We start from the raw sequence: 18,768 nt of genomic DNA on the forward strand, positions 1-18,768 counted from the left end.
GAATTATGAAACGAAATAAACTATATATCCTCCCGCTGATACTCTCATTATTCTGGAGCCTCGCCTCTTGTGAGGATGACTCTTCCATCGAATCGGCAGGAACAGGATCGGTAAGCGGAATTACCCTGAAACTGTCTATGCCCAGCTCCGTAGTTTCGCGTGCCGTGGAAGAGCCGGGCGAAGAAGCGCTCAATGAAAATACGATAAAATCATTAGATGTTTTCGTTTACCGTGAAGGAGCAGACGAATGCCTGTTCTACCAGCATTTTGCATTTTCTCCCGAACTGACCGGAACCAGAGAGTATACGGACACCCTGGATGTGGCACAAGAGAAATTCGATCAGAATATCAACCACACCATTTATGTAGTAGCCAACCATACGGCAACCATTCCGGCTACAGGATTATCCCTTCAGGAACTGAAGGCACTCGCCGCCCCTATGCTGGATGCTGATAAGAAACAAGATGCCTTCCTGATGGACGGTAAACATACAATGGTGCTGAATGACGGAATCATCGTCAATAAAGAGGTTCCCGTTGTACTGAAACGTGCCGCCGCCAAAATCAGAATTAGTCTGAATTATATAAACGGTTTCACCCCCATAGATAATAATATACCTTCAAAAAAGATGGTTAATTATGCCGCCAGTGGCTCATCCGTTGCAGACGGTAGTGTAAATGTTCCTACCCTGCAAAGCATGAACTCATTTACGGAACAAAATACAGGTGCAGGCAATAGCAATCAATTCATTCTCTATTCGTATGCCAATGATTGGACCAAAGATACGGGCAGGGAAAGTTATGTACTCATCAATGTCCCCGTAAAGGACGCTGATGGTAACACTACTACTCAGAACTATTACAAAATACCGGTAAACTACCGGCTATCGGACGGAAGCACGGGCCAGACTGAAAATCTCTATAAACTGGAACGTAACCGCTTGTATGATATCCGCGTGAACATAGACAAGAAAGGTGATACCGACCCGCATTCCGCAGTTCCGCTGAATGCCGGATATACCATACAGGATTGGAGTACCCACGAAGTACTCGTTTCCGTAGAAGGAATCAATTTCATCTATGTAAAAGATACCAAGATTTCGATGCCCAACAGTACACAGTTCACCACTACATTCCAGTCATCCACACCGGATGTAGAAATACAGAAGATTACTGTAAATGGTGTATCGGTTTCCAACGGTGGAAAAGAGATAACCATCACCGCCACCCCGAATGCAAAGTCCGGCAACATTACCATAACGAGCCCTCTTCCTGAAAACTTCCTAGCCAAAGATATCACCTTTCAGGTAGTCAATGGTGCCGGACTGACACAACCTGTCACTGTCTCCCAATATCCGGCTCTCTACATCGGTTCTGACATTTCAGCCGATGCTCCCGGAGGAAGCCAGGGGCAGAATAACACGAAGATGTATATAATGAATTCCTTCGTCGCCGACTTCTCTACCCTTCCCAATCCGGACGAGTTTGACGAAGACTTCGGCAGCGGATATTCCCATTATGCAGCCAATCCCGCATTAGGCGCATCTTACGCTTCGTACATACGTGACAATGCCGTACTCGGTTATCCGCTGACAGACAGCGAACACGCAGCCATAGATACGGAAGAAAACAACCGGAGAATCTCTCCGCACTTCATGCTTGCCTCACAACATGGTACGACAACGGCAAGCACATACACCGCATCCAGAATCAAATGCCGAGATTATGTAGAGCGGGATGCCACCACCGGAGAAACCTATTCCGACTGGCGTATGCCTACACAAGCAGAAATCTACCTGATAGATGTATTACAGAACATACGGATATGTGAAGTTAAAGGCATCCTTGAAGGAAATTATTATTGGAGCTCGAATGCTTCCGGTGCTGTCAACTTCATGGATCCCCGCGTTGGAGAAGGTGGTAAATTCAGTCCGCTGAATGCATCCGTCCGATGCGTCCGCGACATCCGGTAAACAGTATTGATGGATTAAATTTAGAAAAGTATGAAACGATTAACCTACCTTATAACACTCCTCGGTCTTCTTCTGGCTTCGTGTACGGATGAAGATACTCTCGGCACTCCCTCGACTGGAAATGACGATAAAACCGTCTTTCAGTTCTCAGTAAATATGCCTGAATATACACCGGCACTCACCCGTGCCGCCACAGATGAGAATGCAGTTAATGACCTGTGGTTAATGACCTTCGATGCCAACGGACTATTCATAGGGCGGTCTCATGCCTCCCTTCTGAGCAGTAACAGTAATGGTACCGGGACATTCCAGGCAAATATACCCGATGACGCAAGAATCATCCACCTCATTGCCAACTATTCCCAATGGGATAGTTTTGACGAACGTGCCGCCATGCAGAAAGATGAAAGAGAGATAATACCTTCACTGAATAGCACCAATTTAGTATTCTGGGGGAGGCAAACAATTTCTTCCGCCAATGATACTCCCAATGTCACACTTTACCGTAACCTGGCCAAAGTGACTGTAGAGACCGAAGCAACCAACTTCGAAGTAACAGGATATGCGCTCTGTAACTATGCAAGTAACGGAACGGTGGCTCCATTCAACCCGAATGCCCCCGCTACCCCATTCACCTTGATAGACGGTACGCCAACCCTTCCCCACGGCCCCATTTCCAAAATCGACCAGAAAGAGGCTGACTGTAATATGGATGCCAAGTATATGTTCGAGAATGAGAACTATTCCAACGATCAGACCTATATCATCATTAAGGGAAAGCTGACAGGAAAAACCGAAGAACTTTATTACAAGATACAGCTTCTTGATACGGATAAGAAGCCCTATCCCGTCATGAGGAATTACCACTACAAGATTGTGATAAAATCCTTCAGCGAGAGTGCAAGCGGAAGTACTGAATTTGCCGACGCAAAAACTTCAGAACCTTCCAATAATATCTATGCCGAGATATTCAAGGAATCTCCTTCTATCTCCGACAATAACAACAATGTGCTGACAGTAAGCAGACTGCACTTCCTGTTCACCCAGGCAGGCACTTTGAAGGTATCAGCCCAATATACGGCTAACGGCGTGACTGATAATTCTAAAATCAGCGTATCCATAGCCGAAGACCAGGGAAATATCCTTCATAATCTGTCTTATGACGGAAATGGAAATATTTCTGCCGATGTATCCCGCATCATTACGGGACAATATGAGGCTACAATCACCGTTAAGGCAGGTGTACTTTCACGTAACATCACGGTTATATCCAGTGCGTTATATCTGTTCGATCCCGCCGGTTTATCACCCGAAATATATACTGCCCGTGATCAGGATGTAGCACTGAGCTTCACTATTCCATCGGCAATACCCTACTATTTGTATCCGCTGAAGTGCACCATTACCACAAGCAACCTCTATCCGGTAGAGCCTAACAAAAACCTGCAACTGGAGTACACTAACGGAGGGTATCAGTATGTCTATTGGGCCACCGGTCCCGGAACCAAAGTATTGAACTTCCGTACCAGTCTTGAAAACAGCGATGAAACCATTCTGATAGCCAATGAAATCTTCCAGACAAAGAGCGTGGAAGTAAAATCACGCCACTTTACCAATGTTTCAGTTAATGGAAACAATACGGTAAATTACGGCGTGAACAATACAGCCAGCTTTATGTTTACTATTCCATCATACCCGGATTATCCGCCCACATACCCGTTAACGGTGTTTATTGCAACCCAAAATCTACAAACTACCCAAAGCGGATGGACAGCAGTTGCAGGTGGTTATCAACATACTTACGCTTCGCAGCCTTCAGGAGGACAAACCGTCACGTTTACCTCTAAAAAAGCCATAAGCAGTGAAAAGCTGATAATATCCGCTCCCGGATTTAGTCCGACGACCATTGACTTTGAGAATATCCTGGCGCACTCAGTAACTGCCAGCAATACGATACAGGTTTATCAGAATAACGGCTTGCTTAATATCCCCCGCTATACTGTAACCTCATCAGATACCGGCATTGCATCTGGTTTTACCGTCAGCCGTACCAGCACTTATTCAACGACCATATATGCCGGAGCCAAATTGAATGATGTGGTTACTTTCACTCTGAGGAATTATAACTATTCCGCCACATATAAAGTGGAAGAGTTACTGCAAAATCCGGCAATTGTTTTACAATAAAATAATGTAATGAAAATATGAAAACAATTAAATTCCTTTTATTGGCAGCCCTGATGCTCACATACACCATCAGTACGTACGGACAGGACAAAAGCCACTACATGCCTAAATTTGCAATAAAGACCAATGCATTGTATTGGGCTACCACTACAGCTAACCTTGGATTTGAGGTCGGACTCTCCAAGAAGCTGACCCTCGATATATCCGGTAACTACAATCCCTGGAAATTCTCGGATCACAAACAAATCAAGCACTGGCTGGTACAGCCTGAACTTCGTTACTGGCTGTGCGAGCGCTTCTACGGACATTTCTTCGGCCTGCACGCCCATTATGCAGAAGCGAATGTAAGCAACCTGAATATATTAGGTTTGGGGCACGAACGCTACCAGGGCAATATCTATGGAGCCGGCATTTCTTATGGATATCAATGGATACTGAACAAGCGCTGGAGCATGGAAGCGGAAATCGGTGTAGGCTATGCCCGCATAGACTACGATAAGTACAACTGCGGCAAGTGCGGCAGCAAACTCGACAGCGGACACAAGAACTACATTGGCCCCACCAAGGTAGCATTAAACATCATATACGTCATAAAATAATATAGTCATGAAAAAAATACTGATATACTCTGTTTTGTGCCTCATAGCCGCACTTCCGGTCAGCGCGCAAAAATTCTATAAAGATGCCATCAACATCACCAATGCCTCCCTATGGCAACAGGGAGAATCGCTCTATATAAACATGCAGATGGATATGCGGAACCTGAAAGTCAGCAATGACCGCACCCTGACATTAACTCCCGTACTGACAGGTCCGGACAATAATGTCGTATTGCCGGAAATCGTTATCAACGGTCGCAGAAGGCAAAAGGCCTATCTCCGTGCCATAGCTTTGGATAAGGCAACTACTATGGAGATACCTTACAATACTCAGGAAGTTCTGAACTACACACAGGTCATACCTTACGAACCATGGATGGAAAATGCTTATCTGAATCTGGAAGAAGATTTATGCGGATGCGGAGGGCACCAGGAGGTACTGACACAGGAAATGATTATGAACGGAGTTTCTACGGAAACCAAACGTCTGGCTGCACTGCAACCTGTCCCCTCTTACATTCAGCCGAAAGCAGAAGTAGTAAAAGCACGTAGCGAACAATATGAAGCTCATCTCGATTTCCCCGTAGGCAAGTCCGTTATTCTGCCGGATTTCATGAGCAACCAGACGGAGTTGCGGAATATTCGGGAAATGTTCAATAAGGTACAGAATGACAAGAAGTTGACCATTACCGGTGTTTACATTGAAGGATTTGCCTCCCCCGAAGGACCGCTTAAACTCAATGAACAACTCTCTAAGAGCCGTGCTGAAGCGTTGAAGAAATACCTGTCCGTACACGAACAGATTCCTGCCAATCTCTACAATGTCTCCTTTGGCGGTGAAAATTGGGAAGGACTGGTAAAAGCTCTGGAAGCCTCTAACATGAAAGAGAAAACCGAATTCCTCAATATCATCCGAAACACCAGCGATATAGCCCGCCGGAAAGAGGAAATAAAACGTGTAGGTGGTGGCGCTCCCTATCGTACAATGCTAAAGGAACTATACCCGGCACTCCGTAAAGTGAATTGCCGCATAGACTATACGATTGCCAATTTTAAAGTAGACGAAGGAAAAGAAATCATCAAGACACAGCCCCAGTATCTCAGTTTGAACGAGATGTATCTGGTGGCCAACAGCTATCCCAAAGGTGGTGACGACTTTATCAAGGTTTTCGACATCGCTGTACGTATGTATCCTGATGATGAAGTAGCCAACTTGAATGCTGCCGCTGTAGCCTTGTCTAAAAAAGATTTGCCCGATGCCCGGAAGTATCTGGATAAATCCAATAAACAGACAGCCGAATATGCAAATAATAACGGCATCTACTACCTGTTGAGTGGCAATAAGGATCAAGCTATTGTTGAATTTACCAAAGCAGCCCGGAATGGCAACGAAGCAGCCCGGTATAATTTGGAAGAAATAGAAAAAGTGATAAAGAAGTAACAGAGAGAATAGAATAGAGAATTCCCGGAACTGATTAAAATTCCGGGAATTTTCTATTTTTATGTATCCCACTCAATTACAATGTAAAAGTAAATCACACACTGTTTACTTCAAAGAGAAGCTATGATTTTGTCTCATTAGTCAAACATCAGGATAGCTACACCCTTTGGTCCGGATGGTGTAGCCCTAAGTACAAAAGGGTGTAGCCATTCCGGACAAAGGGTGTAGCCTTATTATACAATTGATATAGAACCGATTATAAACGACCTATTCGTCAAAAAGGAAAAGCCAGAATTGGGGTAATGACAGAAGCGTGTAACAAAAGAAGAAAGAGATAGAGATTTATGACCAACTTTGGCGAATAATCCTACCCAAAATACCCACAAGTAGGGATTGATAAAACCAATATTTTCTTTCAACTTTGTAACAAGAATCAGATAAAATGAAAAGTCTTTATATAGTATTGCTTATTACGATAGCTTGGACGTCTTCTCTACCGGTACAAGGGCAGGACTCTATTAATATAGGAACCCGCCATTCTTTATTCTCCAACATACTGAATGAAGAAAGGATGTACTGGATTTATGAACCGGAAAAACAACCGGGTGAAGAAGAAAAAGACTACCCAGTTCTCTACTTATTGGATGGAGATGTATTTTTCCATTCCGTAGTAGGTTTTACCCGTTTCTTTGCTTCTTCAAGGGTTTCTTCATTACCCCCTTGTGTTGTAGTCGCTGTTTTGAATACAGACCGTACCAGAGATTTCACTCCTACCAGTTCGGCAGCACGGCGGGATGGCAGTATTCAGCCTGGAGATACTCCAAAAGGTGGAGGAATGAAGGCTTTCTATCGTTTCTTAACTGAAGAGCTGCGTCCGGAAATAGAAAAAAAAGTTTCTGCCAACGGCCGTAACTTCTTAGTAGGACATTCATACGCAGGTTTATTTACCCTACAGGTCCTACTCGACTATCCTGAGTCGTTTGATACCTTTATGGCAATAGATCCCAGTTTATGGTGGGATCAAGGGATATACCTGAAGCAGGCAAAACGAGAAGCACATAAAAAGGATTTCACCGGCAAACAGTTATATGTTGCGTTTGCCACCCAGCAACGCCCCAATGTGAAGCTGAATCAATTCTCACTGGCGGACAGTCTGAAGGTAAATATCATCCCGGATATGGAAAATCAGCATTTGCATGTTATTTATAAAAAGTTTCCGGAAGAGATGCACGGAACCGTTGCACTTCCGGGAATATTTGATGGAATAAAGTCTTTATTCCGGCACTAACTCCACAAGTGAGTACTCTTTGTTACGATCTCTTTTATACTGTTAATAATCCGAATAGTTTAACCACTGCCAAAAACCGTAACGCCGAATTTTTTGTTTTAATAATGGGGGAATAAGTTTTGCCCGAATCCTAAAACCGAGTAAAATTGATTATCATGAGAAAAGAAGTTTCTGAAGTATTTGCAAAAGAGCAATCTAATGATTGCTGTATTAATCTGTATCTGGAAGAATGTGGCTGGTGTGCCTACGAAGTATCAGCTTATCTGCTAATGAACCTTTTAGGAGGAAAATGTATCGTCGAAAAAATAGAGAAATGCGGATTAATGCTTGTCCGCGCATTTCTGAATATAGACTTATTGGGGGGCATTAACTATGGTGAATACCGCTACGCCGGTCTGAATTCCTATAACCTGCAATTGGTAGGGACAAATAAAGTCGATAAGAATTCATTTATCCACTGGAAAAAGAATATATAAGGCATAACACTGAAACAAGCATTTTAAATGATATGGAAATAAAGCTCTGCAAACTGATTTGCAGAGCTTTATTTCTATATATCTATTGGCTAATATTCCATTGCCAAACGCATAATCTTATTTCTTCAGGCCCGCCTTAAACATTACATAAGTATATGCATCTCCCGAACGGACAAATATCCCATAATCTCCATAAGGCCCGGAGATATGATTGATGCTTTCCAGCAATTTAACCTTTAATTTCCCATTTACGAATTGTATATCAAAAGAATTACTATCACTATCCAAATAATCGCTAAAGAGTAATTCCGCATCTTTCGGCAATGTATATTCTATCTCATCTCCAACATCATCCACATTTCCTATAACGGTTTCATATTCGGGTAAGCCATTTGTTTCCGGATATGCCAACACAAATTTCAGTGTCGCTCCCGTTGTAGTGCCATCCACTGTTATGGGAGATATAACATAGGCTTTATAATAACCAGATTCAATTATTACAGCTCTTTTTCCCGAAGGGAAATCCAGGAGAACATCTCTATCATAGATATGATATAAATGTCCGGGAACGACAGCCATTTCATTAGCAAGGTTATCCAATGAAGGTTTTACGGGTGTTCCAAGACCGGAAGCTTCTCCCATATCGGCAATATAACAAGTAGAGGTTTTAAAATTATTTGAGTTATTGATATATACATCCGATTTTCCTAACAAGGTTTTCCCGTTTCCTTCATTCATCATGTTTAGTGTAACGCTTCCTTCCGGGTCTTTGTTGTCATCATCATCGCCACAGCTTACAAAGCCGATTGAACAGAGGAATAGTAGTATTCCGAATAATTGTTTTGTTTTCATAACTGACTAAAATTTAATTATATAGTTTAAGTTTCGTCTCTTGTCTTTTGTTTCGCGGCAAAAGTAATACTTTAATAGACAGGATTGCCAATATACAGGATAATTAACACGCCAATCATCAAACAAGCTATAACCCCATATGTAAGATGGGATACTCCTTACCTTCTCCATCCAATTCCGATCTTCCCACAATATTAAAACCCATATATTTGTAAAAACCAACCGCTTGAGTATTTTGCTCATTCACATCAACTTTAGTCACTTGCAAGTTAGCTACCGCATACGCTACCAATTGTTTTCCAATTCCTGCACCCCGGCAATCGTTATCTACAAATAGCATTTCAAGATTGCCATTCGCAATTCCCATAAATCCAACAAGGACTCCCTCTTGTTCAAACCCTAACAACATAACATATTGAAAATAGACAGGAAGTTGTTTCTTGAAATACAAAAAGTCCTCTTCTTTTAGAAAATCATGGGTATTCAGCACCGCATTCTCCCAAATCTCTATCAAACGCGGATAATCCGTTTCTTTAATTTCTCTAATCATATATGGTAAAGTTAGAATGGTAAAGTTCAGAATAAAAAACATAACCTAAACAAGAACTTTAAAGACAATTCTTTTTCAAAGTTCTGCATAGTATATAAAAAAAGCCTTCGATTATAATATAATCAAAGGCTTCTTCTGTAAGTATTTTGCGGTGCGTACGGGACTCGAACCCGTGACCCCATGCGTGACAGGCATGTATTCTAACCAACTGAACTAACGCACCATTATTTCATTTTTCATTTGCTATCTCTCTCGATTGCGGTTGCAAAGGTAGACATTTCTTTGATATCTGCAATAGCTTGAAAGAAATATTTTTCATCTTTTTTAAAGTGGGCTTGATTATAAGATATTTATATTACCTTTGTGTGACGAAAAAAATTCGAGTAACAAATCAAAATGAACTAAAAGCGAGAAAAACCATGAGAAATACTCCTATTGAACGTAGACTGATTGACGAAACCATCGAAGCATTTCAGATTGCAGACTTTGGAAAAGCAACCATACGTGAAGTAAAAGCCATTGCCGCCAAAGCAGAAGCAGAGTCGGGCGTGGAATTCATTAAAATGGAAATGGGCGTACCGGGACTTCCGGCTTCGGCTGTAGGTGTGAAAGCCGAGATAGAAGCCCTGCAAAATGGCATTGCCAGTCTTTACCCCGACATCAACGGCCTGCCTGCCTTGAAAGAAGAAGCCTCACGCTTCATCAAAGCCTTTATCAATGTAGACCTGAAACCGGAAGGTTGTGTACCTGTCACCGGCTCCATGCAGGGAACTTTCGCCTCCTTCCTCACATGCAGCCAATGCGATGAAAAGAAGGATACGATATTATTCATTGATCCGGGTTTCCCCGTACAAAAACAGCAGTTGGTAGTGATGGGACAAAAGTTTGAGACTTTCGATGTTTATGACTATCGTGGCGACAAACTGAAAGAGAAGCTGGAGAGCTACCTCTCAAAAGGCAATATCTCCGCTATCGTCTATTCAAATCCTAATAACCCCAGTTGGATTTGCCTGAAAGAAGAAGAACTGCGCATCATCGGAGAACTTGCTACGCAATACGACGTTATTGTTTTAGAAGACCTGGCCTATTTTGCCATGGATTTCCGCCAGGATTTAAGCAAACCGTTCGAAGCGCCTTTCCAACCCTCAGTAGCGCACTATACAGATAACTACGTATTACTTATTTCCGGCTCCAAAGCATTCAGTTATGCCGGACAACGCATCGGGGTAAGCTGCATTTCCGATAAACTGTATCACCGCTCCTATCCCGGCCTGACAAAACGCTACGGTGGTGGCACATTCGGTACGGTATTCATCCATCGTGTGCTCTACGCCCTTTCATCCGGTACAAGCCACTCTGCACAATATGCCCTTGCCGCCATGCTGAAAGCAGCCAGCGACGGACAATACAACTTCCTGAATGAAGTGAAAATATACGGTGAACGTGCCCACAAGCTGAAAGAGATTTTCCTGCGCTACGGTTTTCATCTGGTATATGACAATGACTTGGGTAATCCCGTAGCCGACGGTTTCTACTTTACTATCGGCTATCCGGGGATGACCAGCGGTGAACTGGCTAAGGAATTGATGTACTATGGTGTCAGCGCCATATCACTGATTACCACCGGTAGCCATCAGGAAGGTTTGCGTGCCTGTACTTCATTCATCCAGGATCATCAATATGCACAATTAGAAGAACGGATGGCAATCTTTGCAGAAAACCATCCGGTATAATAGAATAAAAGAATAAACTTACCAATTAGTGCCGGCATCCCACCACAAACGGGTGCCGGCATTATCATCTCCTCCCAAAGCTTTCACCAATGCACGGTATTGCTCCGGATTTTCCGTTTGTAATCCTCCGGGAAAGTTTAAACGGCGAATCATGATTTCCGTATCAACGCAGCCGTCCTTACTATGATTGAAAAGAACAGGGAAAAGACGCGGATATCCGGTTCTGCGCTGCTCCGCCCAGGCTTCACATCCTTCAGGAAACATTGCCAGCCATTTCTGCGTAATAATCTTCTCCAACTTCGTATCCCGGTCAGCTGTTTCAATCCACTTCGGTGAGACTTTACAATAGGCTTCTATATTATTTTCAGCATCAAATGTATCTACAAAATCAACTGGCAATTTATCACTGTTCAAATACGAATCAGTCTGCATGATACCATACTGATGCAGGGAGGAAGTAATTCCTTTTTCATAGCATGTACCGGCATCTTCACTCGTCCAGTTTCTCAAAGCGGCTTCGGCACGCAGAAACCATACCTCGGCAGCAGTCATAAGAACCGCATCCGTCGACTGAGTGGTCTTCAGTTTCGACAAACCCATATAATTGCTGTGAGAAAAGCAAGTCCCCTGCCGGATTCCACGGTACTGACCTTTAAACGACTCATCCTGGCATGTGGCAAAAAAAACAGTACGCCGAGGATCTTCATAACCGTTCATGATAGACTCCATCGGAGCACTCATATAAGTTTCGTTCCACACCAGATTGAGTTCTCCCAACGGATTGGTATACCCCTTCTTTGTAGATACCGCCACTGGTTCATTTTCCGCTTCCAACGTTCCATATTCATTATTAAAAGCTTTCAGGAACTCTGAACGGGCTTTCTCTCTATCCACTGTAGCTATTCGCATTGCAAGCCGCATTCTCAATGAATTGGCAAACCTTATCCACGAAGTGTATTCACCATTCATCAATATATCAAAACGGGAAAACTCAGCAGCTTCCGGATTTGACTCTACATAACCGGTAAGGGTACTCACAGCTGTATCTAATTCACAAAAGAACTCTTTATAAACCGCTTCTTGTGTATCGGGCATATATTCTGCGTTAGGATCAGCAAACCGTGAATAAATGATAGGACCATAGTAATCCGTAACGCGGTGCATCACTTCCACTTTCAGAATCTTGGTGACTCCGAAGAAACCCGGATGTTTCTCACGCGTTGCATTCTCCGACTGATATATCTGTGGAAAAATATACGAGTAGGTATGTCCCCACATTGCACTGTTCCAACCATCTTGCAAATTATAGTCCGAATTATGGCTACCTCCATTCAATGGTTTTCCATCATGCATATATCCACTGAACATGTCTGCATTCAGGTTCTGCGTCAACTGGAAAGGCCAGTTCTTACCCTTTCCATAATCATAATTGAAGTAAATGCCCTGCTGAATCACTCCCAGACGAATACCATGTTCATTATAATCAATCTGCAAATCCTCATCCGTAATTCCGGATAAATCCGTATTGATATCCTTAAAGTCACCCGTGCAAGAAACCAGAACTAACAGAGCACCGAATATCCAACTATATTTTTTCATATCAATCCTCCCCTCTCCCATTAAAATTCACACTTCAATGAAAAGCCCCAACTGCGCGTTGTCGGCATCCCATACACATCAATACCTTGATTATCATTACCGGTAGATAACACCAGATCCGGATCAAAAGGTGCCTTCTTATAAAAGAAAAACAAATTGCGGGCTATAAAAGAAACCTGCGCTTTCTTCAGGACTTTAGATTTTTCCATCCAGGAAGCAGGCAACTGATAAGACAATGAAAGTTCTCTCAACCGGATGTTGGTCGCATCATACATATAATATTCCGTTGTCCCTGCGCGTCCGCCTACAATCTTATAGAATCCCTTCACGTTCTCTATCCGCTGCCCCTCCAGCATAACATAACCATTATCACGGGCTTTTCCGGTAATTTCCGATACACCGTACAAGTCCATATCTGCCTGAGTTTGCGAAAGCACTTTACCGCCGTAACGACAATCTACCAGGAAATAGAGAGACAAGTCTTTATAAGAAAGCGTATGATTCCATCCCAGCTGGAACTTCGGATTGGAGTTTCCAACCTTTACCGTATTCCCGTCACCTTCTACTTTTGGCAATCCTGCATTATTCCCTTCCGTCTCATAAACAATATTACCGGAAGCATCTCTGACAAAAGCCTTTCCATAAACATCGCCAATCGATCCACCTTTTATCAGTTTCATGGCATAACTGGAAGAGAAACTGGTAGGGCCATAAACAAATTCTTTCAAATCTTCATGCAAAGCAACTATTTTGTTCCTGTTAGAAGCAAAATTAAGAGTAGTGCTCCACATAAAATCTTTTACCATCACAGGAGTAGCGTCCAATGCGATTTCCCATCCCTGATTCTGAATGTTACCGGCATTCACATAGCGGTAAGCATATTTGTCGCCCGCCAGCGTAGGCAATTTAAAAAACTGGTTATGAGTATTTGTTCTATAGAAAGTGATATTAAACCCGATACGGCTGTTCAGAAAACGTCCTTCCGCACCAATTTCCCACGAATAATTCATCTCCGGTTCCATTTCCTTGAAAGGTGCCGCATCATTCGCCAGATATTCACCACCGGCAGTGATATGGGAAGCGGAATTCGTAATATACAAAGGAATATCATTCCCCACCATACTATAAGCAGCACGCACCTTTGCATACGACACCCATTCAGGTAAAGTCAGCAGACGGCTTAGGATCAACGAAGTACCAACTGAAGGATAAAAATATCCTCTGCCTTCGTGCTTGGTATGTGATAAAGTGGAAGACCAGTCATTGCGAGCCGTCAAATCTATATAGGCACTCTCTTTATAGCCCACTTGCGCCGTAGCAAACAGCGATTGCAGCTGACGGTGTGAATCAATTTTCTGGTCAAGAGCTGCTGAACCGTTCATTATAATATTTGCCAGAGTAAATACATTGGCATAGTACAAAGAAGCTGTTTTGGAATCATAACGGGTAGAATTAGTAGTCTTATCAGTAATACTTCCCCCAAATGCACCATTTACTGAGAAATCGCCCCATTTCTTCTTCACCATAAGCATCAGGTCACCATAAAACTGGAGATCCTGATAATCCATTTCCAGGTAACGTCCGTTAGCACCGGCTAATGCCGGAGCTGTAGAAGCATAAAATTTCTGACGGACTTTATCGTCAATGCAATCCACATTGCCACGGGCCTGTACCGTCAACCAGTCATTTACTTGCAAGTTTGCCGATAAGGAGACAATGGCATGCATACGCACTTCCTTAGTTTGTATGCGGTTCGTTATCCAATACGGATTCTGCTCAAAATCTTCATAGGAAGTATGCCAGTTCTGTATATTCAGATTTCTACTTTCATCGTACACTTCGAAATTATCCCTATAATACGACAAGTCCTCTCCACGGGGAAACCGATAAAGCCCCACCAACGGGTTCATATAAAATCCGCCTACTGTCGGCTTGTTTTTAGAGACTTGTCGCATCAAATTCACATTACCATCCAGTTTCAAACGATTATTGAACATCACAGAAGTTTCCCTGAATGTAATATTATGCTTGGATAAGCGATTTTTATCAATAATCCCTTTACCGGTAGTATTGGCATATGAAAAATAATTCTGCAATTTCTCATTGCCATGGCTTACGGATACGGAAGTAATGGAAGTCACTCCGGTAGAGAAGAAATCATTCAGATTATCGTATTTCGGCAAGTCTTTTCGTTCCCCCCAACTATCCACCCCATCACTTACTCCATAACGATTTTGCATTTCGGGTAAAGAAGATGCTTTATCGAACATCAGACTGGTAGAAAATGATATGCTCCGTTGTCCTTGTGATTTACCTTTCTTGGTCGTAATCAATATCACACCGTTACCTGCCTGGCTACCATAAAGTGCCGCTGCAGGAGCCCCTTTCAGAATACTTATGCTTTCTATATCTTCCGAGTTTAAGTTTGAGATACCGTCACCACCATCGCGGTTACCTGCATTAGCTGTTCCGCCAATGGCACTGAAAGCCTGTTCCGAAGTTGAATTTAACATAGGAACACCGTCAATTACATAAAGAGGTTGGTTCTCCCCGGCTACCGAACGGATTCCGCGAATGTTTACTTTAGCGGAAGCACCCAGTCCCGATGATACCTGATTAACCTGCACACCGGCAGTCTTACCGGTCAATGAAGTTATCAGATTGGGCATTTTAACCCGTGTCAGTTCTTCACTTTTCACCTGACTCATTGCATAAGAAAGAGAGTGCTCCTTCTTTTCGATACCCAATGCAGTCACCACTACTTTATCAAGTTCCACTGCATCTTCCTCCAATACAATGTCCAGGAATGTATGTCCTTTTACGCTTATTTCCTGCGTTTTATATCCCATAAAAGAGAATCTCAGCACCGCATCATCAGCAACTGTCAGCGCAAATTTACCTTCCAAATCGGTTACTCCACCATTCGAAGTACCTTTTTCCAGCACTGTAGCTCCCGGTAAAGGTATACCACCCTCATCCACAACACGTCCCATTACACTTTTCCGGGCGGTAAATACCTCAAGCCGATGGTTCACATCGTCTGCAACAAAAGCATAACAAGAACTACTGTACGAAAAAAAATAACTAAAAATTAAAAAACAGATATATTTATAGATAGTCAACCTCATGATTTACAATAAAGAAATAACAATTTGCAAAAGTAACCAATTTCTTCCTAATAAAAACCTGTTATATAACATATATAAAAAGGCTATCAGTGAAAAAAGAGAAATAATATTTGTTTTTAAAGGATTTGTCTGTATATTAGTGGCATGGATACTAACACAGACATATTCAAAATTGAAACGAACCACGTATTACCTTCACGTGGAAAAGTACTGATATCCGAGCCTTTCCTCTATGACGAGATGTTCGGACGCTCTATTATCTTGCTGGTAGACCATACGCTGGATGGTACAATGGGATTGGTATTGAACAAATCTCTCCCGCTATATCTCAATGACGTATTGAAAGACTTCAAAGATGTGGAAAATATACCTATTTATAAAGGCGGTCCGTTATGTACCGATACGCTGTTTTACCTTCATACACTAAAAGGTGTAGAAGATTCTCTGCAAATAGGAAAAGGATTCTATCTGAACGGAGATTTTGATGCCATCCGCCGTTATATTTTGGAAGGCAATGACATCACCGGAAAGATACGCTTCTTCTTGGGATATTCAGGCTGGGAACATGACCAGCTATGCCAGGAAATTGAAGAAAACACCTGGCTGATAGGATCGACAAACATCGCTTCCCTTATGGATGAAAAGGGAAGCGCAGAGCTTTGGAAAAATGTTTTGGGAGAACTGGGAGGCAAATACGAAACATGGTCACGTTTCCCGCAGATACCCACATTGAATTAATCGACCCGGATGCACTGCAGTAATGCAACATCTTTGAAATAACCTTCTACACACAGCCAATCTTTTAACAACCCACACTGAACAAAGCCGCAAGAGGCGAACAAACGCATGCTTGCCTCATTATCCGTGGCGATATGGACAACCAACTGTTTCATACGCAGAAAGTCGAAAGCATAGTCACAAAGTAGTGTCAATGCATCTTTTGCATAGCCTGCGCCACGAAACTCTTTCCGGATAACGATACCCACTTCTCCGCGTGCATGCATCGGAGAAAAGTCTGTAATATCAATCGTTCCTATCGTAGCACGATCTTCAAGGCGCACCACCATCATACGTAGCTGCTTATCGGAAAACATATCGCATTGTGAATTCTCCATATATTGCTTCATCACATAGCGTGAATAGGGTACAGTGAAGTTACTGATATCCCACTGTTGCGGGTCGTTTTCCATCTCACAAATCAGTTCCAGATCCTCCGGTTCCATAGCACGGAGGCGAATACGGTCGTTTACAAAATAAGTATGTTTCATGATCAGAGATAACATTTTTCGGGAGTCACCAGTACGCGACTTTCCGGGTTATAAATTCCGAGACGCAACCCCATTTTCCGATGATGGGACAGCAAGCGGATAATTGTAGAAAAAGAAAAGGCACGGCAATCATACACCACATGCGTGAAACCTTTCAGCGAGATGAATGGACTGGCATGTCCGTCGGCGGCAGACGCTTCGTTTGCCACAACGAAATGATGCTTTCCGATCAGCCCGTTACGTTTGAAAAGTCCACGCAAACTATGAATAGTGGCTTCTTCACCGAAAACAAGAAAACGAGGGAAAGCTTGTCCTTTAAGGAAGGGGACTTTCGCTTTTTTTCCCGGGAAACTGAATATACGTCTCAAGGAAAGCATCAGCAAACGAATATACATCTGTAAATGGATACCGATCCGAACAAGCCAACGCCCCAAGAGCCCATAACGTTCACCATGCTTACGAAAGAAAATATCCATTGCTCCACAAAATACACGCACATGGTGATAGGTATCTTTCGATGTACTTTCTCCCTTATAATGCAATATAGGATAAGGCAAGTAGTAATTTTCATATCCCGCCTCCTCAATCCGGCAGGACAAATCTATATCTTCACCATACATAAAGAAGTCTTCATCCAGTAATCCGGATTTTTCCAATGCAGAACGGCGCAGCAACATGAATGCACCTGCCAATACTTCCACCCGGTGAATGGTATCCGCATCCAGGGCATTACAATAATACCCACCTAAACCTTTAGAACGGGGGAAAAGTTTTCCCAAGCCGGACAGTTTACCAAAAGTGGCAGCCAAAGTAGGATATCCACGTTTTGATTCCCGCAGAAAACGTCCGTCATCCGTCAGCATTTTCACACCGGCAGCTCCGGCGCAAGGATGCGTGTCCATAAACAGAAGCGCTTCTTCTAAAGTCTGCTCCGGCAATACCGTATCAGGATTCAGCAACAGCACGTATTCTCCCTTCGCTTGACGAATGGCCTGGTTATTAGCACGGGCAAAACCAACATTCTCCTTATTATATATATAGGTAATACGCGGGAAGCGTTCGGTAAGGTATGCCTCCGAATCATCGACGGACGCATTATCCACTACAAAAATTTCGGCTGAAAGATTGTCAATAGCCCTGTATAAGGAACAGAGACACTGTTCCAGATAATACTTTACATTGTAATTGACTATGACAACAGAGAATTTCATGCTTCCTCCTCTTTATTGATATGCAATTCTTTACGTAAGCGTCCTTCGCCGGGCAAGCAAAACAGCGAAGCCGTAAGAGCAATAAAAGCACAAAGCAAACCTTTATTGCTCAATGTAAGATAATAAACTGCAAGACCTACCCATACCGGCAGCGAAAGCAGAGCTACCCGAACTTTACTCCAGAAAGAATATAAACGTAAAGCTTCAGGCAAACTAACTTTATCAATCTTCCGCGTCAGCACCCAGGCGAAAAGTTTCAGAGAAACCGGCACGCAAGCTGCAACCAGCAAAATAGACAACGTTTCTGCAAAATAAGTCGTACGGACATCATCGGCATATATACCTACCCAATCTCCACCGGTTTCACCTACTATGATCCATATCACCGGCAGCAACCAGAAACTGATAAATATTACTTTTAAACGACTCGCAACGTGTTTTATCTGTTCTTCCATTCTCTTAT

General features: G+C 42.9%; 15 protein-coding genes and 1 tRNA gene. 8 read left to right on the forward strand and 8 right to left on the reverse strand.

What is annotated here, in order from left to right; translation table 11 throughout:
• Nucleotides 1-5: 5 nt before the first annotated feature.
• The 6 genes from K6V21_RS20645 (at nt 6) to K6V21_RS20670 (ending at nt 7,964) form a co-directional block, all read left to right on the forward strand.
• On the forward strand, nt 6-1,973 hold the full coding sequence (locus K6V21_RS20645; protein ID WP_224319725.1) for a fimbrial protein: 1,968 nt from the start codon (nt 6-8) through the stop codon (nt 1,971-1,973).
• A gap of 30 nt (nt 1,974-2,003) precedes the next feature.
• Complete coding sequence (locus tag K6V21_RS20650; protein ID WP_224319726.1) at nt 2,004-4,160, forward strand: hypothetical protein; 2,157 nt, start codon at nt 2,004-2,006, stop codon at nt 4,158-4,160.
• A gap of 17 nt (nt 4,161-4,177) precedes the next feature.
• On the forward strand, nt 4,178-4,759 hold the full coding sequence (locus tag K6V21_RS20655) for a DUF3575 domain-containing protein (protein ID WP_007218244.1): 582 nt from the start codon (nt 4,178-4,180) through the stop codon (nt 4,757-4,759).
• Between the two features lie 7 nt (nt 4,760-4,766).
• A complete protein-coding gene (locus K6V21_RS20660; RefSeq protein WP_224319727.1) occupies nt 4,767-6,200 on the forward strand; it encodes a DUF3868 domain-containing protein in 1,434 nt (477 codons plus the stop codon).
• Between the two features lie 442 nt (nt 6,201-6,642).
• The gene (locus tag K6V21_RS20665) at nt 6,643-7,488 is read left to right on the forward strand and encodes an alpha/beta hydrolase (RefSeq protein ID WP_224319728.1); all 846 of its coding nucleotides are present in this window, start codon (nt 6,643-6,645) and stop codon (nt 7,486-7,488) included.
• Between the two features lie 155 nt (nt 7,489-7,643).
• Nucleotides 7,644-7,964 (forward strand): hypothetical protein, encoded by a 321-nt coding sequence (locus K6V21_RS20670; protein WP_007218240.1) that lies wholly within the window; start codon nt 7,644-7,646, stop codon nt 7,962-7,964.
• A gap of 117 nt (nt 7,965-8,081) precedes the next feature.
• Here K6V21_RS20670 and K6V21_RS20675 read toward each other — a convergent pair whose 3' ends face one another.
• The 3 genes from K6V21_RS20675 to K6V21_RS20685 all read right to left on the reverse strand — a co-directional run bounded on the left by K6V21_RS20675 (nt 8,082) and on the right by K6V21_RS20685 (nt 9,589).
• Entirely contained in the window at nt 8,082-8,816 is a 735-nt protein-coding gene (locus tag K6V21_RS20675; RefSeq protein ID WP_224319729.1) for a DUF5036 family protein, read from the reverse strand.
• A 127-nt stretch (nt 8,817-8,943) separates the two neighbouring features.
• Nucleotides 8,944-9,366 carry an acetyltransferase gene (locus tag K6V21_RS20680; protein ID WP_217716224.1) on the reverse strand — a complete coding sequence of 141 codons (423 nt, stop codon included), beginning with the start codon at nt 9,364-9,366 and terminating at the stop codon, nt 8,944-8,946.
• Between the two features lie 149 nt (nt 9,367-9,515).
• Nucleotides 9,516-9,589 (reverse strand) — tRNA-Asp (locus tag K6V21_RS20685).
• A gap of 196 nt (nt 9,590-9,785) precedes the next feature.
• On the opposite strand from K6V21_RS20685, the gene K6V21_RS20690 reads away from it, so the two are divergent.
• Nucleotides 9,786-11,099 carry an aminotransferase class I/II-fold pyridoxal phosphate-dependent enzyme gene (locus tag K6V21_RS20690; protein ID WP_007218072.1) on the forward strand — a complete coding sequence of 438 codons (1,314 nt, stop codon included), beginning with the start codon at nt 9,786-9,788 and terminating at the stop codon, nt 11,097-11,099.
• Nucleotides 11,100-11,117: 18 nt separating this feature from the next.
• On the opposite strand, the gene K6V21_RS20695 is transcribed toward K6V21_RS20690, so the two are convergent.
• Together K6V21_RS20695 and K6V21_RS20700 are read right to left on the reverse strand one after the other, a co-directional pair.
• Complete coding sequence (locus K6V21_RS20695) at nt 11,118-12,698, reverse strand: SusD/RagB family nutrient-binding outer membrane lipoprotein (protein WP_224319730.1); 1,581 nt, start codon at nt 12,696-12,698, stop codon at nt 11,118-11,120.
• Nucleotides 12,699-12,718: 20 nt separating this feature from the next.
• Nucleotides 12,719-15,691, reverse strand: a complete 2,973-nt coding sequence (locus tag K6V21_RS20700) for a SusC/RagA family TonB-linked outer membrane protein (RefSeq protein WP_224322076.1) — start codon at nt 15,689-15,691, stop codon at nt 12,719-12,721.
• Nucleotides 15,692-15,970: 279 nt separating this feature from the next.
• On the opposite strand from K6V21_RS20700, the gene K6V21_RS20705 reads away from it, so the two are divergent.
• On the forward strand, nt 15,971-16,564 hold the full coding sequence (locus tag K6V21_RS20705) for a YqgE/AlgH family protein (protein WP_007218068.1): 594 nt from the start codon (nt 15,971-15,973) through the stop codon (nt 16,562-16,564).
• Here the strand turns inward: K6V21_RS20705 and K6V21_RS20710 are convergent.
• From K6V21_RS20710 to K6V21_RS20720, 3 genes are read right to left on the reverse strand one after another with little or no spacing between them, the layout of a single operon-like run.
• Nucleotides 16,561-17,094: a GNAT family N-acetyltransferase gene (locus K6V21_RS20710; RefSeq protein WP_217716227.1), complete on the reverse strand. Its 534-nt coding sequence runs from the start codon at nt 17,092-17,094 to the stop codon at nt 16,561-16,563. The genes K6V21_RS20705 and K6V21_RS20710 overlap by 4 nt on opposite strands.
• Nucleotides 17,095-17,096: 2 nt before the next feature.
• Nucleotides 17,097-18,305: a glycosyltransferase family 2 protein gene (locus tag K6V21_RS20715; protein ID WP_224319731.1), complete on the reverse strand. Its 1,209-nt coding sequence runs from the start codon at nt 18,303-18,305 to the stop codon at nt 17,097-17,099.
• A complete protein-coding gene (locus K6V21_RS20720) occupies nt 18,302-18,760 on the reverse strand; it encodes a hypothetical protein (protein ID WP_007218065.1) in 459 nt (152 codons plus the stop codon). The genes K6V21_RS20715 and K6V21_RS20720 overlap by 4 nt, the downstream gene beginning before the upstream one ends.
• Nucleotides 18,761-18,768: the final 8 nt, after the last annotated feature.

The organism is Bacteroides cellulosilyticus (assembly GCF_020091405.1).
GTDB lineage: Bacteria > Bacteroidota > Bacteroidia > Bacteroidales > Bacteroidaceae > Bacteroides.